Here is a 21,087-nt window from a genome sequence, read left to right on the forward strand (position 1 = left end):
CGCAAACCGATGCGATTGTCCCCGAAGCGGCCCCACTGAGCGAAACCTGCGGGCCAAAACGTCAGCGCCTCACCTTTGGCTGCGATTCTTTTTCTGCTTTAGCATTGGCGCCGGCGCCGATACCGGGATGCGATCATCGGGCGAAGCCGAAGCCATTGGAGTATCCTTAGACTCTTCGCGTCCGACTTCGCGGCGCGGCCAGACAAAATCGTCGGCGCGACCGGCCGGTGCCGACAAGGGCTCACCCTTGACCAAGACACGCGCTGCTAGCGCATCCATTGCCATCGGCGCCCCTGGACCGCCGAGCAATTGATCGGCGCCGAAAGAGGGGGCCACCAAGGGAAGGATCGGTCCGGCGAGCGGGCGCAGGTCCGGTTGACCCGGCAGCGCATTGACATCGGGCGTTGCCGGTTCCGTCGGCAGCGCGATCGGCGCGGAACGAGTAGCCAACAACCGGTTGATTTCGCGTTCGACATAATGCGCAAGCTTGCGGGCGCCGGGCTTGGTGAAATACACGCCATCGGAGGAGCGCAGCTGACGGATCTGGCCTTCGAAGTCGGGACCGCGCTGCATAAAATGGCCCGCTTCATCGACAAAGCCGTCCCAGACATCGACATAAGTGATGCCGGCCTTGCCGGCCGCCTCGCGATAGAGCGAGTCCAGAAACAGGGTGTCGGCTGTTGCCTTAGGGCCACGTACCACCGGCAGGCCAACCCACAGCACCGGCACCCCCTTAGATTTGAGCACGCCGATCATCTGTTCGATCTTGTTTTTGTAGAGCTCGATCCAGCGTTTCTCGCGATACTCATAGAGGCCTTTTGGCGAGCGCGTGCTACTCTCCGGTTCGATAGCCGGCGCGTCGGCGGCGTCATTTGGCGACAATTCCGTATCGACCAGTCTGCCATCCGGCTTCGCGTCGACGTTCGTACCGCCCTCCGACTTGACGCCCGGTTTGCCTCTGGCATCCTTCTTGTCTGCGTTTTTGTCCGATGGCTTGATATCGGATTTCTCAGCCGGCGGCTCGCGCATCCCGACTCGGTCATCGAGTCCGAGCATGACGACGATGACGTCCGCTTTTTCGGTCGCGAGAATGCCTTTGGCAGCGGCGGCCCAATCGGCCGGATTGCCCTTCGGCTGATATTTGATAAGGCCTGAGACGGTCTTATGTCTGCGGATCACGCCCATGTCAGGCTGTTCGGCATAGGCGTCTTCAAGGCCATAGGCGAGCCAGTCCGCCATGGCATCACCGAGCACAAGAACATGGCGCTCCGGTACAGTATCGCGCTTTCCGGCCGCGGGCGCCCTCGAAAAATCCTCGCGCGCGGGCGGCAAGGTTTGCCGCCGATCCCAACGAGGCTGGGGAGCAGACGGCTCAAACATGTCGTTACCAAACCAGCCGCCGCCGAACCCGCCACCGCGTTGCGGCTGCGGCCGCTGCTGATATCCGCCGAAATTGAAGAACTGCGCCGACGTCGGGCCGACAACGCCGACCACCATCCCCCCAGCGATGGTTAGCGCAATCAGGGGACCTCTGTCGGTAAAGATACGCAATTTTCTTAGTTTGTTTGACATGCTCTTGGACCGCACAAGACGAAGAACTGCCGCGACAGAGACTAGGGTTCAGACTCAATTGATCCAATAGGCGACGACGGCGGCGAGGTGGACGGCGGCCAAGAAGTTTCTAGCAAGTTCGTCGTAGCGAGTAGAGACACGCCTGAAATCCTTGAGCCGGCAGAAGCAGCGCTCGATAACGTTTGCGTCCTTTATAGGCGCGTTTGCTGAAGCTGTGGAGGGGCACCCTGTTGGACTTGTTCGGAATGACGAGTTTCGCGCCGCGATTGACGATTTCGGTGCGAAAGCCGTCGCCATCGTAGCCTTTGTCCCCAATGAGGGAAGACATGGGCGCCGCGAGTTTCAAAAGGGCCGGCCCTGCGGCAAGATCTGCGTCTTGTCCCGGAGTGAGATGAAATGCGCAAGGTTTGCAATCGGGGTCGCTCAGCGCGTGGATTTTCGTGCTCCGCCCGCCGCGTGAGCGGCCGACGGCCTGTTCATGCTCCCCCCTTTTCCGCCGCTCGCGGAGCGATGCGCTTTGATCGAGGTGGAGTCGATCGACAAAGTCAGGCCGTCCTTGCCGCAGCGGGCGAGCGCTTCAAAGATAGCCTGCCAATGTCCGCGCTTAGCCCAGCGATTGAACCGATTGTAGATTGTCGTGTAAGGGCCATAGTCGGGCGGGCAATCGCGCGAGCGTGCGCCGCACTGGAGCATGTGAACGATACCGCTGATGATGCGTCGATCGTCTTCGCGCGCCGGCGCGGTCTGGTTCATTGGCAGCTGCGGTCTCTCTGAGCCCACTGCTTGTCGTTGAGCCAGAACAGTCCTTTGCGCATCGAAGCCCCCATGCCGAATCAACTTGGCAAGAGCGAATCAGAAGCAGTTAATTAGGTACAGACCCTAACAGAAGACAAGCGGCAGACGTTCGAAGAAGGCGGTCCGCATCAAGGGAGAGCGTCAAACTCGAATCCGTGAACGCAGGCACTCGTCTTGATCGACTGCTGGTCGGGCCATTCCATGGCCGCCTCATGCTGCTGATCGGCATCGGAATGTTTTTCATCTACATTGCCGGTACCGTGCTGAGCGTGATGCCGAAGACCAGGTTTGGACCCTCGCCCAGAATGCGGTGTTCATCTCCGCGACCTTCGTCGGCATGATCTGGGATCGTTGCGTACCGGGTTTCTCGGTGATCGCTATGGACGCCGCTTCGCGCCATGATCTTGCCCACCAGCCAGGCGCAGCGCTCGATCTGCGTCAGGTCCAAGTCGCATGCGCAGTGTTCGAAACCTATATACTTCCAGCCGTCGGCGATCGGAGCCGGTGCCGTTCGCCGATCCAGCACGACGTCCAGATAGTCGTCCTTGCACGGGCTCATGGCGGTGTCGCTCATGCTCGCTCCATCGGGCGACGGCGTTGCGTCCGATCTGACCGAGGGGAGCGGGCGCTCGCCTCCGCCTCCCGCGCGTTCAGCCCGGCGCACGCTAGCCTGCCCCCGCGGCGTCGCTGCGATAGCGGCTGGTCGAGGTCTGATAGTACTGCGCGCAGATGTCGGCCATGGCCTCGATCAACGCTCCCCACGGCGCGGGAAAGCATTCTTCCGCCATCAGGCGGTGCAGCATGCGCGTATGGCCGGCCAGCTCGTCCTTGAGGAACTCCATCACAGGCATAGCCGGATAGCGCTGCAGCAGCAGGATCGCCGCGTTGTCGGCCTCGCCCGCCGTCCTGTCCTTGTCGCGTCCATGCAGATCGTTCTGCAGACGCCCTATCGCGGAGATGAGCCGCAGGACCTGGCGAAATGCCGGACGCTCGCGCAAGGTCGCCATGTCCAACCCCCACAGCAATGACAGGCAACAGAACACATTCGCGTAGGCGATCGAATCGACGCCATTGTGCAGGTACTCGGCGTAGGACCAGCGTTCCGCCCCTGCCGCCTGCGCGGGTCCGTCGCGCAGCGCTGCGCAGTAGCGCCGGGTATCGTCGAGAAGCTGAGCATAGTCGCGACGATCGTAGGCGAGTGCGGCCAGCGAGGCGCGCAGCACCGCGCAGCCCTCGAATCCGGGGAGCGCGCACGGCAGGCCCTGCCCCAGCGCCTGCTCCACCGCGGCGAGCTGCTCCGGCGCGATCAGGCCAACGTCGTTGCAATCGTCGAGCCAGAACAGCAGCGCCAGTTCGCGATAGAACGCCACGATCAGCGTTTCGTCCTGCGGATCGCGGCCGGTGCGGGCGCTGGCGTCGCGCAGGCTCGGATGGATGCGCTGCAGGATGTACTGGCCGCCCCTGACTGCTTCCACGGCATGCTCATCGGCGAACCCGGTCAGGGAATGCCCCCACTCCAGCACCTGCTGCAGCGCGCGTTGGGTCTGGATCATGGCGCCGCTCCTGCTCCCTTGGCCAGGGCGCGCCGCCCCCAATGAAGTGCCAGCCACAACCCGGCGAGTTCAGCCACGCGCACGACCCGCGTGGGGCAATATAGTTCTTTGCCGATCCACAGCGGCGTCTGCGGCATTGGATGCGCCGCATGGCGGGCGAGCATCCACTCCAGCGCACGCGCCACCGCCTGCGCGATGCGCCGGCGCCCTGTCGGCTCTTCGTTCCCGTCCATCACGTGCAACGCGAACAGCGCATAGGCGGTTTCCTCGAATGTGGACGCGCGACCGGCGCCCCAGCCGCCGTCGTCGCGCTGCGCGCGCAGCAGCGCCGCCAGCGCGCGCTCGTCGCGCCACTGGGAGTTGCCTTGGGCCAGCGCAGCGATGGCATGCGCGGTGGGATACAGCCATGAAACGTGCCATTTTTCGTTGTCCCATACACCGTCCGCGTTGCGATTGGCTTCGACATAGGCGCTGGCGGCGGCGGTAGGCTTTCCAAACAGTCGCAACGCATGCAGGGCATGGATGTTGGTCGACATCGAGGCATTGCGCTCGCCGGGGAAGGTGACAAACAGCTCGCCGCTTTCGAATTGGCGCAACGCATCGACCGCCGGGTCGCGGCCTGCAAGGCGCAGGACACACAACGCAATGGCGGTGTCATCCGCATCGGCCGCGAAGTGCAAGGCCGGGCCGAGACCGCGCACGCTAAGGCGGGCATCGAGCTGCGCGACGATCACGCGCATCACCTCAGTGAGCGCGGGATGCGCGAACAACCCGGCCAGATGCAGGGTGTACAGCGACCAGCATGGTTCGAACACGTTGATCGGCCAGACGTTGGGAACGACACCTTCGATGCCGCTGCGCGTCGCCTTCGATGCCGCCTTCAGATACGCGTCCGCGCGCCCGACCTGCGGCGTGCTCCCCTGTGTCAGGACGTGCGCACGCCACGCGGCGGTGGCCGCCGGACTGATGCCGATGCTGCCGTCGTCGTCCGGGCATGCGGTGGTCGGCGAGGTCCCCCAGGCTTCCCAGGAGTGCAGCAACGGATGGCCGCTCGGCAACGTCGCCACCGCCGCCAGCTTGACCAGGCACGCTTGCCGCAACGGCAACAGCGCCGGGTGGCGCGGAAACGCCACGCCGCCCAGCAAGGATGCGGCCTCGCCGCAAAATTGCGGCAAGATCAGCTCCGCGCCGATCGGGGCGTCTTCCGGCACCGCATGCGCGTAGGGATCGGGCTGGCGTTCGAGGAACCGGGTTGCAGCCTGGACCGCGTCGGCAGCGCCGGGAAGAGGATCGGCACGTTGCAATGCCAGCAACGCCGCCCACGTGGGCGCATGACGGAACAGCGGGAAGTCCGCGCTTCCCCATCCGCCATCGGCCTGTTGCTGCGAGATGAGCCACGCGTAGGCGTCCTGCCGACCGGTGACGTTGCCGTGGAATTGCAGAGCTCGCGCCGTGTCGTAGACGGACGGACCGACGCTGCCGCCGTCGCTCATCTCGCTCAGCAGGTGGCGCAATTCGGAAAGGATCTGTTCGGACTGCGCGTTCACGCGGGATGTTCCTTCTGCAGACGGTTGACGAGAACCAGGATCGGGCAGACGCCGCACACGTCGCCGCAGGTCCGTCGCGGCCCGGCCGATGGGCAGCGCCGGACGGCCGCACTGCTCTGGCGCGGCGACTTGCCACCGACGCTGGCGCCGGTCCGCCGCATAGGCTTGGCGGCAGCGCGCCGCGGCCGTGCAGGGCAACCGCTGCGATGGGCGCCGCGGACTCGGACACGGTGCAGCATGCACCGCTACCGCCGGCTGATCGCAGCGGCACAAGGGCGACTCCATGCGCACGGCCGCGCTCATGCGCATGGCGCGTGCTTGAACAGGTGCGCGTTGGCCCGCTGCAGCATCTGCCCCAACCGTTCCGCACGCGGCCCCAGCGGGACGATGGCCTCTCCGGCGTCGCGCAACAGATCGAGCGCGAACTGGCGCGCAGCCTGCAGCCCCATGATCGACGCGCAGGTCGGCTTCTGCGCCGCCGCGTCCTTGCCGGGGGTCTTGCCCAGCGCCGCGGTATCCGCCGTCGCATCGAGAATGTCATCGACCACCTGCAACGCCAGGCCGAAACAGGCGCTGTAGCGATCGAGCGCACAGTACAGCGCAGCGTGCGCGGCATCCTCCGCGATGGCGAATAGCGCGCCCATGCGAACGGACGCGCGCACTAGCGCTCCGCTCTTCATCCGGTGCATCGCGACGATCCTGTCCAGCTCGACGTGCTTTCCGACCAGCGACAGATCGATGGCCTGCCCGCCTGCGGCACCCTCGGCGGACACCGCCTGCGCCAGTTCGCGCACGAGCGCGATAGGATTGTCGCCCGGCGCATCCAGGCTCGCCAGGGTCAGGAAGGCGTGCGCCTGCAGCGCGTCGCCGACCAGGATCGCGGTGGCTTCGCCGAACTTGACATGCACGGTCGGAAGGCCGCGGCGAAGCACGTCGTTGTCCATCGCGGGCAGGTCGTCGTGGACCAGGGTACAGGCGTGCATCATCTCGATCGCGGCGCCGACGTCGTCGAGCATGTGCGCCGGCGTGTCGGCCAGTGTGCCGGCAGCCAGACAGAGCAAGGCGCGGGTGCGCTTCCCGCCATGCAAGGTGGCGTAGCGCATTGCCGCGATCAGCTCGGTCTCACCCTTGTCTTCGACGCAGAGACGACGCGCGAGCGCTTGTTCGACCCGCTTTGCGCCGTCCTGCATCCAGATCTCAGGCATCAGCCTGCCGGAAGCGCCGCGCGCCTGCGCGCCCAATCCGCCGAGCGCGGAAACGCCAGTTCGGTCGTCGTGTAGCGTGGAACCGGTCTGCATGCTGTTCATGTCCTTGTACCTGACAGGAGACGGCGAGAGCGGGCCGCCGCGGTGTTGCCGGCGTCGCTGCCTCGCCACACAGGCGCAAGCGATGCCAGCTCATGAGAATCCGATGCGGATTTTCATGGACGGATGTGCGGTCGGGTAATAACGCCGGCCTTTTTCGACGCCGCTCAGCAACCGCGGCCGCACCCCGGCCTTGTGCATGGTCAGCGCCAAGGCGATGCAGAACTGCACCAGTTCGAGCCACACCAAGTGGTAGCCCATGCAGACGTGTGGGCCGGTACCGAACTGCAGCATGTCCACCGGCCGGATCGGCTCCGTGCGTTGCAGCCACCGCGCCAGGCGGAACTGATCAGGCGCCTCGTGCAGCAGCGCCGAGGTCGAGAAATGCAGCAGCGGGATGCACAGATGGGTGCCCGCGGGAATGCGCCGTTGGCCGAGTTGCAATTCCTGCAGCGCCCGACGCGGCAGGAGCGTGGTCGTCGGATGCACGCGCAGCGTCTCGCGGAACAGGGCCTCAGCGACCGGACACTGCGCCAGGTCCGCGTGCCGGGTCGGCACCGCGCCCACGCGTTGCGCCTCCTCGACCAGGGCGTCCCACAGCACAGGCTGCCGCGCCAGCTCGATCACCATCCAGGCCATCGTCGAGGCGGTGGTGTCGTGACCGGCAAGCAGCAGCAAGCGGATATTGGCGACCAGGACGTCATCGGAGAGCGCATCGTCGCTGCGATCGAAGGCGCTTACCATGTCGTTGATCAACCCGGTGCGCGCGGCATGCGCGCGCGCGTCGCGGACGAACTGGCGCAACTGCGCGTCGATCCAGTCGCGGGCGGCGCGGCCCCGCCGCAAGGGCAGCCCGGGCAGGTCGACCGGGGGCGCGACGATCAACTGCAGCAGTTGCCGGTACTTGCGATGCCATCCTGGCAAGTCCTGCGCGGGGATACCCATGAGGCTGAAGATGAGTTTGAGCATCAGGTCGCCGGTTTCGCGCAGGATGGTTACGTCGCCGCGGTCACGCCACGCCTGCACCCGCGCCCAGATGACGGGCGCGAACAGGTCGCCGATGCCGGCCTGAGTCAGCCCTTTGGGCAGGAACGCCGCCTTGATCGCATCGCGCGCCTGCCGGTGCGCGCCGCCGTCCTGGGCGACCAACGTTCCGCCAAGTAATTCGGGCGCGATCTCTTCGATCAGCACCGAGGACACGTCCTTGTGCCGGAGCAGCGCGAACGCGTCCGGATCCACGCAGGTCATCAGGTGTCCGGCAGGGCCGAAATCCAGCCAGAAGTGGCTGCCCAGCATCCGTTCCGCGCGCCGCAGCAGGCGCGGCAGGTCGCAGACGATGGCGGGAAGATGCCCGACCAGGGGGAAAGCGCCGGGCACGATCGGGATGTCGTACCGCAGCCGGTGCCGACGCGCCAGCGGGTTGAGCAGCATGTCCATCAGCAGCGCGGCGCCGCAGCCGCTTCGGCGGTGTTGCCGGCAGGCCGCGCGGCGCGGCTGTTGCCACCGTCGGCGTACGTCGGCACATGCGCCAGCATGCCGCCGTCAATGCACACGACCTGGCCGGTGATGAACGCAGCATCCTCGGAAAGCAGGAACGCCACCAGCGCGGCGACGTCCTCGGGACGACCGACGCGCGGCAGGAGCTGGTGCCGGCGCAGATGCCGTTGCATGCCCTCGTCCAGCTTGGCGAGGAGACGCTCGGTCATGATGAGACCCGGCGCAACCGCGTTGCAGCGGATCCGCGCATGACCGTATTGGGTGGCGAGCGAGGCCGACAGCATGTTCATCGCCGCCTTCGACGCGGCGTAGGACGTCTGCGCGGTGTCACCGCTGAGCCCCTGGCATGACGACATGTTGACGATCGCGCCACCGCCGCGGGCGATCATCGGTGGGATTGCCTGCCGGCAGCAGAGCAGGGTGCCGCGCAGATTGGTCGCCATGGTCTGGTCCCAGACCGCCAGATCCAGGTCGAGGATCGCGCGGTCGCGCGGGGTCAGATGCATGGCGCTCGCGTTGTTCACCAGCAGGTCGACCCCACCGAAGTGCCGCTCCGCCGTCTCGAACAGCGCTGCCACCGCCTGCGCATCGGCGATGTCCATCGCCAGGGCCAGCGCGTGGCCCGCTTCGGCCGCGATCTGCGCGGTGCAGGCGATGGCCGCCGCGCCGTCAATGTCGGCCACCACCACTCTGCCGCCCTCGCGCGCGATAGCGAGGGCGCATGCCTTGCCGATACCGGCGCCGGCGCCGGTTATCACGGCCACCTTGCCTTCAAACCGTCCCATCGTGTCCTCGTCGATTGCGTTGGTCTTTCGCGGCATGCCGCTCGGCCTCGGCCGGAGAAGGCGCAGGGTCGGCGGTGGCGCGCTCGTCATCGCCAGCGTCGCTTTCGATGACCCTAATGGCGGCGACCGGGCATTGGCTGGCCGCGAGCCGCACGGCGGCGTGCAGCGCCTGCGGGACCGTCGCCACGCACACTTCGGCCACGCCGTCCGGTTCGCGCTGGCGAAAGGTGCCCGGCAGCGTCAACATGCACTGCCCGGTGGTTCCGCACATATCCTGGTCGACCACGACGCGCATCTCAGTCCCCGTGCTCATGCAGCCGCACCGGCAACGCGCGGAACGTCCTAAGGAACGCGGAGGGCTCCCGGCTCGGCTGCTCGGCCAATGCCAGCGTGGGGAAGCGCGCCTGGATCCGCTGCAGGCTCTCGGCCAACTGCACCCGGGCCAGTTGCGCACCGAGGCAGAAGTGGATGCCGTGGCCGAAGCTCAGCATGATCTTCCCGTCGGTCGACATGCCAGGACTGGTGCCGTAGAACCGCGCGGGATCGAAGCGGTCGGGGTCGGCGAAGGCGTCCGGGTCGCGATTGCCGGCCGCGATCAGCACGCGCACGTCCGCGTTCTTCGGGATCACCACGCCGCCTAGTTCGATGTCGCGCTGGGCGATACGCGGAATGGAGCTGAACATGGCGGGCGCGTCGCAGCGCAGGACCTCTTCGACGAATGCCTTCACCCCCACGGCGTCTCCCTGCAGCCAGTGCCGCTGTTCGGGATGCGCCAGCATCGCCAGGACCGCATGGTCGATGGTCGCGGCAGTGGTGGCGAAGCCGCCCAGCAGCATGCCCCACAGCATGCTGATCAACTCCGCATCCGACAGCGTGTCGGCATCGTCCTCGTGTGCGCCGACCAGCATCGACACGATGTCGTGGCGGGGATCGGTGCGCCTGCGCTCTATGAGGTCGCCGAAGTAGGCCTGCACCCTGGCGCTGGCCGCGTCCGCCGCGGCAAGCTGGGGATCGCTGGCGTGCGGGCTTAGGCCTTCCAGAATGGCGCCGATGCCGGCGGCGAGCCCGAACATGTCGTCTTGGGGCATGCCGAACAGTTCGGCGAAGATTAGCATGGGCAAGGCCAGCGCGAATTCCCGATGCAGGTCCACCGTCTCCCCGCGCTCCAGCGCGGGCGCCATGCCGTCCAGGCGCGCTGCGACGATGCGCGCGATGCTCGGCCGCAGGTCGTCGATCTGGCGCATGGTGAAATCGCGCGAGATCAGCCGGCGCAGACGCGTATGCGTCGGTGGGTCCTTCATCGCCAGCGTGGACGCCAGCAGATTGAGCGACAGGCTGGTCGCTGCACGCGGGAAATAGCGCGCCAGTTCGCCCGGCGCCGGTCCCCGAAACGCATCGCCCGTGGCCTTGAGCGCCCAGTAGATGTCGCCGTGGCGGCTCAACAGAAAGAGGCCCGACGCCGCGCGATGCACCGGATCGTGCTCGCGCAACCACCGCATGAACGGATACGGGTCGTGGATGCACGCTGGCGACGCCAGTTCGGCGAAGGCGTCCCGGCATGCTGCCGTGGTTTCTTGCACGTCCATCTTGGTTAACTGTTGGCTTGCTGATCGGAACGGCGCGCGCCAGGCGCGCCGGCAAATTGCGGAGAAGATCGCGATTCCCGGCGGTGTCCGCGCATCACCAGAGCACCGGCAACTCTTCGAACCCGCCAGTGATGATCTCCTTGCGCAACTTCAGTTCTTCCGGCGCCACGGCCAGGCGCAGCGCGGGAAAGTGCTGGAAGATCGAACCGAACACCACTTTGAGTTCCAGCCTGGCCAGCGCCATGCCGAGGCAGTAGTGCGGACCGTAGGAGAACGCCAGGTGCGGGTTTTCGGCGCGCCCGATATCGAAGATTTGCGGGTCGTCGAAATGGCGCGGATCGAACGACGTCGCAGGCAGTCCGACCAGCACCTTGCTCTCCGCGGGAATATGCACGCCCGCGATGGTCACGTCGGTCCTCGGATAGCGCATGATGCCGTCCCAGCCCACGCCCGCCGGGTACATGCGTAGGATTTCCTCCACCGCCGTGTCCACCAGGGATGGATCGCCGACCAGGCGTTCGCGCTGTTGCGGATGGCGGAACATGGCCAGCAGGCCGAATTCGATCTGCGCGACGGTGCTCTCGTGCCCCGCCACCAGCATGCCCGCGGCCAGACCGATCGCCTCTTCCTCGGTCGCCTTGCCCTGGTCGACCGCCGCGAGCAGGTCCGTCAGCAGGTTGTCGCCCGGATCCTGGCGCTTGTCCCGCATCTTGCTGCGAATGTAGGCGCGCAGTTCTTCCCAAGCCAGGCGCGACGCGCTGCGCGGGCCGCTTTCATGCTGGTGCGTCATTACCTCGTCGGACAGGCCGGCGAAAAACGCGTGATCCTCGTAGAGCACGCCCATCAGCGCGCTGATGACCATGGCCGGAAGCGGAAAGGAGAGGTGGCGCCGCAGGTCGGCGGGCTGGGGCTGGGCCGCCAGCGTCTCGAACAACTGCGCGGCGATCGCCTCGACCTGCTGCGCGAGCAGCTTCACCCTGCGGTCGTTGAAGGCTGGCGCCACGATCGTGCGCAACCGGGCATGCTCGCCCCCCTCGTGCGAGACCAGCCACCCCGGCGAACCGAGAATTACCGAATCCGGGGTGAATGCCGCCGGCGGCATTCCCGCGGGCCGGAACGCCGCGTCGGACAGCACCGCCTTGGCCTCGTCGTAGCCTGTCACCCACCAGCCTTCGTGCCCGGACGGGAAGCGCACGCGGTGGATCGGACCGTTGGCGCGTAGCGCCAACATCTTGGGCGAGGGCTCGATGTGATCGACGCGCCACATCGGCAGCGTCGGCAAGGGTTGTTCGGACATGGTGACACTTCAGTCTCTACGCGATGGAAGGGCGGAAGGTGACCGGCAGACGGTGCGGGCTTCACGTGCGCTTGCGTTCGCTTCTGTTCGTCGATGATGATGATCGGCGGGGACGGCGGCCGGAACCTAGGGCCTCAAAGTGGCTTTAGCCAACTACCGAATCTTGTAGTAGCGTCCTAAACTAAACGCTTGGCGCAAAAAATATGCGGAAAACTCTGCCGCCACGCGCTGCAATACGGAAACCTATTTCCGATGCGTATCCGCCTATGTTGGTTGGCTACATGCGTGTCGTCGGACTCCGACGGCGAGAGCACGGACTTGCAGCGCGATGCGCTGCTCGCCGCCGGCATTGATCTGGTGACCTGCCTGGGGTTCGCCACGATGACGATGGCGTATTTCGCAAGGCTGATAGAGGGCCCGCGTTGATTCTCGATGCAAACGTTATCAAGGCGATCGTTGATCCTTCGGGCCCTTGGGAGCTCCTTTTCAAGAACAAGATCCCTTCTCGGCTCAACGAACTTCCATGCGAAAGGCGTGCTGAACTATAGCAACTACGTCGAAGAAGCAGCGGCGCTTGCACGACAACACCTTTCGGGCAACAAGCTCGCAAAGGAAGCAGGTCCGCCAGCCGTCCTGGCGGGCAATGACAGCCGCCGCAAAGAGCCCGGGCTGGCGCTATTTCGTCGTAACGCGTACCGGCAGTGAGCTGAGGGCCCGCAATCCACTGCTGTCGCGGTATACCGGCTCGCCCGTTATCTCGATTGATGCGACGCTCGCCGCCAAGGCGGCCAGAACGGCTTCGCCTTCGAGCCGCGCGACCATTTGCCCCACGCAGCCATGGATCCCGGTGCCGAAGCCGATATGGCCCGAGACGCGCCGGGTGATGTCGAAGTGGTCGGGCTGCTCCCACCGCGTTTCGTCGCGATTTGCAGAACCAATCAGCAGCAATACTTTCTCGTGCTTACCGATCGGCACCCCTGCGATCTCGGTTTCATGCGGTGTGGTCCGAAAGACGTAAGGTGCGGCGGAATCATAGCGCAGGCTCTCATCGAACGCGCCGCGCGCCAGCGAAGGATTGGCGGCCAGAATGGCCCACTGCTCCGGATGACGGACCAAACTAAAGAGGGCCATGCCTGTTGCACTGATAGTCGTATCCAGTCCCGCCGAAAGAAAGGACCGGACGAGCAGAGGCGCTTCGTCATGGGTAATTTCGCCGCTATCGGCGGCCTCGTAGACCTGTGCGCCAAAACTGCCGGGAGCCAAGGCGTCCCGTTGGCATTTCGCGGCAACCCAAGGCAAAACCTCAGGTGCCTTGGCCATCAGAGTTCGGAAATAATCGTTCTCCGGCCCCATGCCGGCAAACACCATTGCGCCGTAGGTCAGAAAATTTTCGCGGCCCTCATTGTCGATGCCCAGGGCATCCGGAAATACAGTCACCGGAAATATTTCGGCAAGATCGCGGACGGCGTCGAATGATCTCTTTTCAATGAGTTCGTCGACCAGCGCGGCGGCCTTGGCCTTGAAACCGTTCTCGAGGCCCCGCATGGCACCCGGCGACATGATCCGAGCTAGCACCTTTCGGGTGCGTGTATGTAGCGGTGGGTCAGCTTCGAGGACGATGCTCGGCGGACGCCACGGCTTCTCCTTGAAATAATTGACGATGCCAGCACCACCGCCATTGCTGAAGTTCACATGGTCAGCAAAGACCGCCTTGATCTCGGCAAAACGCGGCACGGCGAAGATGCCGTATTTCTCGAGCCTGACGACGGGTGCCTTCGCACGAAGCTCGGCATAGGCCGGATAGGGGTCGATGCGAGTGTCCCAGTCGAACGGATCGAAATCGCTGCAGGCATACTCGCGTGCCGAAGTTGCCACTGTTTGCCTCCGTTTGGTCGCTTCTACTTAATTGACTATAGTCATTTATTGCAGAAGATGGCAAGCTAGGAATGGAGTGGCGTTTTTTGCACGTGATAACAGCCATGTAGCTGCAGGACAGACCAGGACAGACCGGGCGGAGATTGGATGTCGGCCGAGAGATCAGGAAACTCCAAGGGGATGCGACGCTTTCAGAAGCGCGCACGCCAAGAAGCTGACAAGCGCGCGTTGCAGGCTCGAATCCTGGAAACAGCGCGAAAGGAGTTCGCGAGCGGCACACTCGAAACCGTTTCGATCCAGAAGATCGCCGATGCGCTCGGTTACTCGAAGGGTACGGTTCTCAAATACTTTCCGACCAAGATCCTGCTGCTGCTGGCAGTGAAGGAGAGGAATCTCGAGGAAATGGCGAATCGGCTCGACCAAGTCCGCGCGCTTCATTCCAGCGGTGAGGTCCGGCTGCGGCGTGTCATGGAGGCCTATATCGAGTATTGGGTGAACAACCCCGATCATTTTCGATCGCTCTATTCGATGGCCGGCACAGTCGAGGACAGGCGTTTTCCCGACGGGGTTTATTTCGGTGAAACTGAGATCGCACGAAAGGGCTACGGGCTATTTGTGACCTCGATGGCGGAGTATCTTTCCGAATTAGGGGTGGAGGCGACGCCAAGGCTGACGGAGCGCCTCGCGACCGCCCTGCTATCGGCGGCGCATGGGGTGATCTCGCTGCCACTGGGAACACCAACGATGAAATGGCCGGATACTCGTGGCAACGGACGATTGGTCCTCGACAGTCTCATCGACGCTTGGTCGGCGAAGATTAAAGCCGCTCGGCAGACCGAGACCTGGCCGAGAATTTCCATCGGTGATCTTCTTTAGTTCGGCAGCACCGGCTTGATGGCAGCCGATCTATCGTCGCAGCCAAGAAAAGGGGCTGTCGTGCGAAGGGATTCGCCACGCGTACCGAAACGAAGACGGACACCTACGCGTGAGAAGCGACGTTTACTGGCCGGCGAGCCATAATGTCCCGAAGTATCTGAAATATATCGGACAGTTCTTTGGGATCGCTGGGGGCGCCAAAACAGATGCGAATGGCGCCAGGATCCCCCTTTCCCACCGCTGAGGCGATGCGGGGGGGACAAGTATGCCTCGTCCTGGCGCAGCGGCCGTAAACCGATCTGCGGACCACTCTTGCGGCAACTGCAACTATCCGTAGAAGGCTGAGAACTGAAGTTTGCGGCATTGGGAAAAAGTCTAGGAGCACCCCGTAACGTTCGTGCGCCTGACGCCGCCGCTCACGCAGAAGTTCTTCCAGCTTTCCGCTCTCAATCAACCGCACCACAGTCTCGCCTAACACCTGAGCAACAAACCAGGCACAGGCGTGCAGGAGGAGCTGAGTTTGAGCGATGTAGGCCGGCGGGACTGTCACTGTCCCGAGCCTGAAGGCTGGCGCAAGGTATTTGGAGTAGGACGTGATTTAGAAGGAGAGGGCCGGCACCAATGAGGCGATCGGCACAGGACGCTCGGGGAAGAAAAAGCGGTAAACGTCATCCTCTATGATGGCGAGATCGAGCTCCTCGGCGAATTCACCGATGCGCCCCCGCGGTCAAGACTCAGCGTGCGAGCCGTGGGGCTCTGCAACGTCGGCAGGCAATAGAGCACTCGCGCTCGGGACGCCCGGCAGGCTTTTTCAGCGCCTCAGGGTCGATTCGGTCCTCATCCATGTCCACGGGCACCAAATTAAGGTGGCTGGCGCGGCGATGGCTTTGAAGCAGGGATAAGTGAAAGCACCCACCAAGACACTGTCGCCGGGTTTTGCCACGAAGCGCAGGGCGACATCGATCGCGTGCTGGGCGCCGTTGCACAGAATCAGCTGTGCCGGCGCGACCGTAAAGGCGTTGTCAGAGAGCGAGGCTGCGATGATTTCACGTTCCTGGGAAAGGCCCGCGTGAGGATGGTAGCCCAACAACAGTGCAAGATCAGGTTCGCGCACCACCTCGCCAAACAACGCGGACAGGACCTGCGTTTCGCTTCCGTGGCCGGGCACGCTCAGCGCTAAATTGACCGGTTCATGTCATGCCGTGGCCGCCTCGGCCTGCGCGGCGAATGACGCCGGACGAAGGTGCCCTGCCCGACATGTCCGCTGATACCGCGTTGTTCGGCCTTCTGATAGGCTTTGCTGACGGTGCCGACGGACAGGCCGAGCTCTCGTGCCAGTTCAAGGTGCGGCGGAAGGCAGTCGCCATCGGGCAGCCGACCGTCAGCGATGTCCCGCTCCAGAGCACTGACCAGGGCGAGCTAGCGCGCCCCCTCGGACGCGAGTTTCCGCGGCCGGCGCGTCTCTGCAGAAAGCCTGGCGCGGCAAACGGCCAGTACGTCATCACGCCGGAGATGAGCCCCGGCTTCGTGGAGGCACTCCCTGTCAGCAAATCCCACGGCATCGGTCCGGCGACTTGCGCCAAGATGAATGCTATCGGGCGGTACACTGCCTCGACGTCCGCAATCAGTCGCTCGACTCTGCAAGCCAATTTCGGCAAGGCCGGCGCGTAATACTACCGGATATCGAGGGGCATCGATCACCGCGAGGTCCGCGCGAACCGGATCCGGAAGTCGGTTGGTGCGGAGAATACGTCCTCAACCGATCTTTAGCGCTTTCGACGCAACGGCCACCGAGTTGGGCCCGCTGATCGAGAAGGTCTGGCGGCACTGGGAGGACAAGGATCGCGCGGGCCCGGAAAGTCACGCTGAAGGCTCAAGTCAACGATTTTGACATCATCACGCGCAGCAGGTCCATGCCGAAGCGAAGTCGAACCACAGCGAGCTCGAACACTTCTCGATCGCGCTGCTTCAAAACGAGATGCCTGCTCCAAAGCCGGTTCGGCTTCTCGGAGTATCGTTGTCCTCGCCCCACGGTGAGGGGCAGGTGAGCCGCAACTCGGCCTGGCCGATTTGAGAGGCGCAGTTTCGAGCAGGATTTCAGGAGGGGCGCAGGCGCAGGTCGTGTGCAGTGCGGCAGAGTTCATTAGTTCACATTCGTGAATCCCAAAATGGAAAGACTTGCGGTAGGATCGGGCTTTCCAAGGGGCGCACCCATGTTTGAACAAGCTACAACCGCTCTATTGCGAGCGGTACTTGACGAGGTCTGCGAAAAGCTAGCCCGCGACGAGACGGGCGCTCGCACCCATGTGGCCTGCAAGATCCTCGAAACCGCAAAGACCGGCGAAACGACACCGGACGAGCTGCGGCAGATTGGCCGGAAAGCCCTGACACAAGCGCCGAGGATGTGGCGTTGATCAGGCGAGGTGCGCAGTGAATTTCCAGGTCACGGTCTTGAAGATCCTGGTGAGTTATCCGGATGGATTCGCCGTGATGGCGGACCTCAAGCGCGACATGGCCATCCTGGCGACCAGCGGCCCGGAATGGGCCGAGCGCACCAAGCGGATGGCAACGCGCGTACCCGAGCTCGACATTTTTTCGGACGGCCTCGTCGAGCGTCAAAACGGCGGCTGGAGGATTACTGTGAAGGGACGAGCCGTGCTCGAATCCATGGAGGCGCGCCGGACCGAACACGAGCCGGTCGAGAAGGTGCCAGTCGAAACGGCCGGGCCACCAGTGCCATCCTTGCCGCTGCCGGCAGAGCGAGCGAAGCGCCGACGCGAACGGCGCCAGCGTCGCCGCGAAGCCCGCGAACGCATGCATCTTAAGTGGGCAGGGCGCGGCGGCAGCCCAACTCATTGACCAAAAAGTAGATAGCTCCTGTCGATGCCGCGCCGACCCCGCGTCTCATGGGTCCAGCCGACAGCTCGGCGATAGCTGCCGATCGCCGCGGTCCGCTTGAGTGTCTTGACGACGACGGGCTGGTTCTCATCCGCGAAAGGGGAGACCCAAAGCGCATCCTCGGGACAATAAAGCTCGCAAAAGGAAGCATGTCGTCGTGACGGGCAATGACCGGAATTCCTTAGGTGCCGAGTTTGCCGTCCATCGCCTTCCACACGCTGTCGTAATCGGCGAATGCGAAGACGGTGCATGCCCGCGCTCGGCACCAGGGTGGCAAGGATCGAGGACGGTTGGTTGAAGAACTCACGCCGCTGCGTACCTGGTCAGGAGTTCGGTGTCGGAGCCGAGCTGATTGGCCGGAAACAGCCTGATCTCCAGCCCTCGCTCGTCGCTTCGCGGATCGGTCGATCGCCTCTTGGGCCCGGATATTCACGGGGTGGGTCGGATCCTGCCCGGTCGCAAACTTGTAAACGAACTCGGCTGCGGAAGCCGGACGAGTAAGAATCCCGCAGAGAGGTACGGCCGTGGCTGCCATCAAAAGCGTACGGCGGCTCATCCTTCCGGGCTTCGAGACAATCATGTTTCCTCCTGATCCTGCATTGACGTTGGTGCCGACAGCATCAGCCTGCGCTGGCGTGCAGCTTTCGCGTCTCTTGGTTCACCGCTCTCGACCGCCGGCATGTAGGCAAGAGTCATCGCTCGCCGCCGCAACATGCGACGGGTGTAGCTCCTCACAAGGACTTGGCTGGATTGGCGCTTAGCGCCGGTGCAAGCCACTGCTTGATCTGCCTTGCGACCTCTGCGGTAGAAATCCCGTAGCGGTCGTGCAGTGTCGGAAGTGCGCCAGCGTCAAGAAATTCGTCCGGCAATGCGATCTGGCGGAAACGCGGATGAACGCCTGAACGCATTAGAACCGCGGCAATTGCCTCGCCAAGGCCGCCAATCGACGTGTGGTTCTCGGCAACGACGACAAGACGGCCCGATTTGCCGGCTTCACGCAAGATCGTCTCAGTGTCGAGCGGCTTGATGGTTGGAACATGCAGCACCGCAGTGTCGATGCTGTCGCCCTTCAAGGTTTGCGCCGCCTCGAGCGCACGCATGGTCATGATGCCGGATGAGATGACCAGGGCGTCCTTCCCGTCACGAATCAGCTTGGCCCTGCCGAGCTCGAATTTGTAATCATATTCGTCCAGCACGAGCGGCACCTGGCCGCGCAGCAGGCGGGTGTAGACAGGCCCGTGATGGGCCGCGATGGCGGGCACCAGCTGCTCGATTTCGTGAGCATCGCAGGGATCGATGACCGTCATATTCGGCATCGCGCGAAACAGGGCGACATCTTCTGCGGCCTGATGGCTCGGGCCATAGCCCGAGGTCAGCCCCGGCAGCGCGCAGACGATCTTCACGTTGCGATCTTCCTCCGCGATCGTCTGGTGTATGAAGTCGTAAGCCCGTCGCGATGCGAACACGGCGTAAGTGGTCGCGAACGGCATGAAGCCTTCGGCGGCAAGGCCCGACGCAGCGCCGAACAGAAGCTGCTCGGCCATGCCCATCTGATAATAACGGTCCGGAAATTCTTTCGCGAAGATGTGCAGATCGGTGTATTTGCCCAGATCGGCCGTCATGCCGACAACCTCAAGGCGGCTGCGGGCGAGCTCGACGAGCGCATGTCCAAACGGCGCCGGTTTCGTCTTCTGTCTTTCAGAAGCGATCGATGCGATCATGGCGGAGGTGGTCAGGCGCGGCTTGCGCGGCTGCGGTGCTGATCTGATGGTCCTCATGCCTGCCTCCCAGCTTCCAGCGCGGCAAGCGCGAGCTGCCATTCGTGCTGCTCGACGCGGATGAAATGATTCTTCTCGCGCTGCTCCAGGAAAGGAACGCCCTTCCCCATCAGAGTGTCGGCGACGATCATCCTCGGCTTGGGCTCGGGATGGGACTTGGCGGCGTCGAACGCGGTAAGTACGGCATCGAGATCGTTGCCATCGATCCGCTGCACGAACCAGCCGAAGGCCTGAAGCTTGTCGACCAGCGGCTCGAAGGCCATAACCTGCGTGGAAGGACCATCCGCCTGCTGATTGTTGACGTCGACGATGCCGATCAGATTGTCGAGCTTGTAGTGGCCTGCCGACTGGATCGCTTCCCAGACGGAGCCTTCGTCGAGTTCGCCATCGGAAAACAACGTGTATACCTGTGCCTCGGATCTCTTGCGCTTGAGTCCTAGGCTCATGCCGACGGCAATGCTCAGCCCAAGTCCGAGCGATCCGCCCGACATTTCCATTCCGGGCGTGTAGGAGGCCATGCCCGACATCGGCAGGCGGCTCTCGTCGCTGCCATAGGTTTCGAGTTCTTCCTCCGGGACAATTCCCGCCTCGATCAAAGCTGCGTAGAGTGCGATGGCATAATGTCCGTTGGAGAGCAGAAAGCGGTCCCGGCCCTCCCATGACGGGTCTTCAGGCCGGTAACGCATGGCGTGGAAATAGGCCACGGCGAGAACATCGGAGATGTCGAGCGCCTGCGCGATATAACCCTGCCCCTGGACTTCGCCCATGCGCAGCGCATTGCGGCGGATGTTGTAGGCGCGGTCCGCTAGCTTGGGCGCGTTGATAAGCGCATTGGTGGGCGTTTCCATCGATCTGGACCTTATCTCGCTGGCTCAGTGGATAAGCATGCCGCCGTTGACGTCGATCACGGCACCCGTGACGTAGGCAGATAGGTCCGAGGCCAGGAAGGTGTAGATACCGGCGACATCTTCTGCCGTGCCGAGGCGATTGAGCGGAATGCCTTCCAGAATTTTCGCTCTCATTTCATCATTCAGCTTGCCTGCCGTAATGTCCGTGCCGATCAGGCCGGGCGTAACGCAGTTGACGCGAATCCCGTCAGGGCCGAACTCCCGCGCCATCGCCTTGGCGAGGCCAAGGACCCCTGCTTTCGCAGCCGAGTAGTGTGGCCCGCCAAAAATTCCACCACCGCGCTGGGCCGAGACGGACGACATGCACGCGATCGACCCGGACTTCCGTGCGCGCATATGCGGGATCACCGCCTGGGACAGAAACAGGATACCCTTGAGATTGACGTCCTGAATTCGATCCCAATCGGCCGGCGAAATGTCCAGGAACTTGACGGGCTGGGTGATCCCGGCATTGTTGATCAGGATATCGATGCCTGCGAAGGTTTCGATCACACGGGTGACTGCCTGTTCGCAGAACGATTTGTCGGCGACGTTGCACGCCAGTCCAATGTGGGACTTTCCAAGCGATGCCGCAGCTTCCGCCGCGGCGCCCGCGTCGATATCCAGAATGGCCACCCGAGCGCCCTCGGCGGCGAACCGCCGGGCGGTTGCGAGCCCGATGCCCCGCGGCGAGGCCGCGCCCGAAATGATTGCCGTCTTACCGCTGAGCAGCATCAATTCCTCCCGCAAATTGTTCTTCCTTGCTGGATTTAGGAATGACCTGCGGAGGCCGGCCCTACAAACGCGCAGTTGTCACGGATCGATGAACCTGGTTCA

At 63.8% G+C, this 21,087-nt stretch carries 19 protein-coding genes and 4 pseudogenes; 6 read left to right on the top strand and 17 right to left on the bottom strand.

Translation table 11 applies throughout. The features are described 5' to 3' along the window. Positions 1 to 69 precede the first annotated feature (69 nt). Together RX329_RS35900 and RX329_RS35905 are read right to left on the bottom strand one after the other, a co-directional pair. Complete coding sequence (locus tag RX329_RS35900) at positions 70 to 1,572, bottom strand: DUF459 domain-containing protein (protein WP_317245089.1); 1,503 nt, start codon at positions 1,570 to 1,572, stop codon at positions 70 to 72. Positions 1,573 to 1,626: 54 nt separating this feature from the next. Continuing rightward, positions 1,627 to 2,387, bottom strand: a pseudogene (locus tag RX329_RS35905) (IS5 family transposase). Positions 2,388 to 2,522: 135 nt separating this feature from the next. Here RX329_RS35905 and RX329_RS35910 point away from each other — a divergent pair. Next, positions 2,523 to 2,760, top strand: a pseudogene (locus RX329_RS35910) (MFS transporter); the annotation flags it as partial. Between the two features lie 4 nt (positions 2,761 to 2,764). Here the strand turns inward: RX329_RS35910 and RX329_RS35915 are convergent. The 9 genes and pseudogenes from RX329_RS35915 to RX329_RS35955 form a co-directional block, all read right to left on the bottom strand. Further along, positions 2,765 to 3,031, bottom strand: a pseudogene (locus RX329_RS35915) (type 2 isopentenyl-diphosphate Delta-isomerase); the annotation flags it as partial. A 1-nt stretch (position 3,032) separates the two neighbouring features. Then, a complete protein-coding gene (locus tag RX329_RS35920) occupies positions 3,033 to 3,920 on the bottom strand; it encodes a terpene synthase family protein (protein ID WP_317245090.1) in 888 nt (295 codons plus the stop codon). Beyond that, positions 3,917 to 5,467 carry a hypothetical protein gene (locus RX329_RS35925; protein ID WP_317245091.1) on the bottom strand — a complete coding sequence of 517 codons (1,551 nt, stop codon included), beginning with the start codon at positions 5,465 to 5,467 and terminating at the stop codon, positions 3,917 to 3,919. Before RX329_RS35925 ends, RX329_RS35920 begins: the two co-directional genes overlap by 4 nt. 299 nt (positions 5,468 to 5,766) lie before the next feature. Continuing rightward, entirely contained in the window at positions 5,767 to 6,765 is a 999-nt protein-coding gene (locus tag RX329_RS35930; protein ID WP_317245092.1) for a polyprenyl synthetase family protein, read from the bottom strand. 99 nt (positions 6,766 to 6,864) lie between these two features. Next, positions 6,865 to 8,208 (bottom strand): cytochrome P450, encoded by a 1,344-nt coding sequence (locus RX329_RS35935; protein WP_317245093.1) that lies wholly within the window; start codon positions 8,206 to 8,208, stop codon positions 6,865 to 6,867. After that, positions 8,208 to 9,053 (bottom strand): SDR family oxidoreductase, encoded by an 846-nt coding sequence (locus RX329_RS35940; RefSeq protein WP_317246466.1) that lies wholly within the window; start codon positions 9,051 to 9,053, stop codon positions 8,208 to 8,210. Before RX329_RS35940 ends, RX329_RS35935 begins: the two co-directional genes overlap by 1 nt. Then, entirely contained in the window at positions 9,040 to 9,348 is a 309-nt protein-coding gene (locus tag RX329_RS35945; protein ID WP_317245094.1) for a ferredoxin, read from the bottom strand. The genes RX329_RS35940 and RX329_RS35945 overlap by 14 nt, the downstream gene beginning before the upstream one ends. Before the next feature lies 1 nt (position 9,349). Next, complete coding sequence (locus RX329_RS35950) at positions 9,350 to 10,639, bottom strand: cytochrome P450 (protein WP_317245095.1); 1,290 nt, start codon at positions 10,637 to 10,639, stop codon at positions 9,350 to 9,352. A 94-nt stretch (positions 10,640 to 10,733) separates the two neighbouring features. After that, positions 10,734 to 11,936 carry a cytochrome P450 gene (locus RX329_RS35955; protein ID WP_317245096.1) on the bottom strand — a complete coding sequence of 401 codons (1,203 nt, stop codon included), beginning with the start codon at positions 11,934 to 11,936 and terminating at the stop codon, positions 10,734 to 10,736. A gap of 285 nt (positions 11,937 to 12,221) precedes the next feature. Between RX329_RS35955 and RX329_RS35960 the strand changes: the two genes are divergently transcribed. Then, on the top strand, positions 12,222 to 12,362 hold the full coding sequence (locus RX329_RS35960; RefSeq protein ID WP_231189001.1) for a hypothetical protein: 141 nt from the start codon (positions 12,222 to 12,224) through the stop codon (positions 12,360 to 12,362). Between the two features lie 249 nt (positions 12,363 to 12,611). On the opposite strand, the gene RX329_RS35965 is transcribed toward RX329_RS35960, so the two are convergent. Next, positions 12,612 to 13,811 (bottom strand): cytochrome P450, encoded by a 1,200-nt coding sequence (locus RX329_RS35965; protein WP_317245097.1) that lies wholly within the window; start codon positions 13,809 to 13,811, stop codon positions 12,612 to 12,614. A gap of 147 nt (positions 13,812 to 13,958) precedes the next feature. On the opposite strand from RX329_RS35965, the gene RX329_RS35970 reads away from it, so the two are divergent. Further along, positions 13,959 to 14,687, top strand: coding sequence for a TetR/AcrR family transcriptional regulator (locus tag RX329_RS35970; RefSeq protein ID WP_317245099.1), 729 nt, complete (start codon positions 13,959 to 13,961; stop codon positions 14,685 to 14,687). Positions 14,688 to 15,498: 811 nt separating this feature from the next. On the opposite strand, the gene RX329_RS35975 is transcribed toward RX329_RS35970, so the two are convergent. Continuing rightward, complete coding sequence (locus RX329_RS35975) at positions 15,499 to 15,855, bottom strand: aminotransferase class I/II-fold pyridoxal phosphate-dependent enzyme (protein ID WP_231189005.1); 357 nt, start codon at positions 15,853 to 15,855, stop codon at positions 15,499 to 15,501. A gap of 8 nt (positions 15,856 to 15,863) precedes the next feature. Then, a complete protein-coding gene (locus tag RX329_RS35980; RefSeq protein ID WP_317246467.1) occupies positions 15,864 to 16,100 on the bottom strand; it encodes a GntR family transcriptional regulator in 237 nt (78 codons plus the stop codon). A gap of 54 nt (positions 16,101 to 16,154) precedes the next feature. On the opposite strand from RX329_RS35980, the pseudogene RX329_RS35985 reads away from it, so the two are divergent. From RX329_RS35985 to RX329_RS35995, 3 genes and pseudogenes are all read left to right on the top strand, one after another. Next, positions 16,155 to 16,761: pseudogene (locus tag RX329_RS35985) on the top strand (DNA polymerase thumb domain-containing protein); the annotation flags it as partial. Between the two features lie 139 nt (positions 16,762 to 16,900). Continuing rightward, positions 16,901 to 17,101 carry a hypothetical protein gene (locus RX329_RS35990; protein WP_317245100.1) on the top strand — a complete coding sequence of 67 codons (201 nt, stop codon included), beginning with the start codon at positions 16,901 to 16,903 and terminating at the stop codon, positions 17,099 to 17,101. Positions 17,102 to 17,117: 16 nt separating this feature from the next. Further along, positions 17,118 to 17,546 carry a hypothetical protein gene (locus RX329_RS35995; protein ID WP_007600175.1) on the top strand — a complete coding sequence of 143 codons (429 nt, stop codon included), beginning with the start codon at positions 17,118 to 17,120 and terminating at the stop codon, positions 17,544 to 17,546. Positions 17,547 to 18,316: 770 nt separating this feature from the next. Here the strand turns inward: RX329_RS35995 and RX329_RS36005 are convergent. Genes RX329_RS36005 through RX329_RS36015 form a run of 3 tightly spaced genes read right to left on the bottom strand, consistent with a single transcriptional unit; the run spans position 18,317 to position 20,985 of the window. Continuing rightward, complete coding sequence (locus RX329_RS36005; RefSeq protein WP_317245101.1) at positions 18,317 to 19,363, bottom strand: transketolase family protein; 1,047 nt, start codon at positions 19,361 to 19,363, stop codon at positions 18,317 to 18,319. After that, entirely contained in the window at positions 19,360 to 20,211 is an 852-nt protein-coding gene (locus RX329_RS36010) for a transketolase (protein ID WP_317245102.1), read from the bottom strand. Before RX329_RS36010 ends, RX329_RS36005 begins: the two co-directional genes overlap by 4 nt. 24 nt (positions 20,212 to 20,235) lie before the next feature. After that, on the bottom strand, positions 20,236 to 20,985 hold the full coding sequence (locus RX329_RS36015) for a glucose 1-dehydrogenase (protein ID WP_317246468.1): 750 nt from the start codon (positions 20,983 to 20,985) through the stop codon (positions 20,236 to 20,238). Positions 20,986 to 21,087: the final 102 nt, after the last annotated feature.

Origin of the sequence: Bradyrhizobium sp. BWC-3-1 (genome assembly GCF_032917965.1) — a bacterium.
In the GTDB taxonomy this organism is placed as follows: Bacteria; Pseudomonadota; Alphaproteobacteria; order Rhizobiales; family Xanthobacteraceae; genus Bradyrhizobium; species Bradyrhizobium canariense_D.

Bases quoted from the DNA above. Each gene is read 5' to 3' on its own strand.
- RX329_RS36005 (WP_317245101.1), bottom strand. From the start codon at position 19,363: ATGAGGACCATCAGATCAGCACCGCAGCCGCGCAAGCCGCGCCTGACC.
- RX329_RS35990 (WP_317245100.1), top strand. From the start codon at position 16,901: ATGTTTGAACAAGCTACAACCGCTCTATTGCGAGCGGTACTTGACGAG.
- RX329_RS35900 (WP_317245089.1), bottom strand. From the start codon at position 1,572: ATGTCAAACAAACTAAGAAAATTGCGTATCTTTACCGACAGAGGTCCC.
- RX329_RS35970 (WP_317245099.1), top strand. From the start codon at position 13,959: ATGTCGGCCGAGAGATCAGGAAACTCCAAGGGGATGCGACGCTTTCAG.
- RX329_RS35920 (WP_317245090.1), bottom strand. From the start codon at position 3,920: ATGATCCAGACCCAACGCGCGCTGCAGCAGGTGCTGGAGTGGGGGCAT.
- RX329_RS35955 (WP_317245096.1), bottom strand. From the start codon at position 11,936: ATGTCCGAACAACCCTTGCCGACGCTGCCGATGTGGCGCGTCGATCAC.
- RX329_RS35945 (WP_317245094.1), bottom strand. From the start codon at position 9,348: ATGCGCGTCGTGGTCGACCAGGATATGTGCGGAACCACCGGGCAGTGC.
- RX329_RS35950 (WP_317245095.1), bottom strand. From the start codon at position 10,639: ATGGACGTGCAAGAAACCACGGCAGCATGCCGGGACGCCTTCGCCGAA.
- RX329_RS36010 (WP_317245102.1), bottom strand. From the start codon at position 20,211: ATGGAAACGCCCACCAATGCGCTTATCAACGCGCCCAAGCTAGCGGAC.
- RX329_RS35940 (WP_317246466.1), bottom strand. From the start codon at position 9,053: ATGGGACGGTTTGAAGGCAAGGTGGCCGTGATAACCGGCGCCGGCGCC.
- RX329_RS35935 (WP_317245093.1), bottom strand. From the start codon at position 8,208: ATGGACATGCTGCTCAACCCGCTGGCGCGTCGGCACCGGCTGCGGTAC.
- RX329_RS35930 (WP_317245092.1), bottom strand. From the start codon at position 6,765: ATGCAGACCGGTTCCACGCTACACGACGACCGAACTGGCGTTTCCGCG.
- RX329_RS36015 (WP_317246468.1), bottom strand. From the start codon at position 20,985: ATGCTGCTCAGCGGTAAGACGGCAATCATTTCGGGCGCGGCCTCGCCG.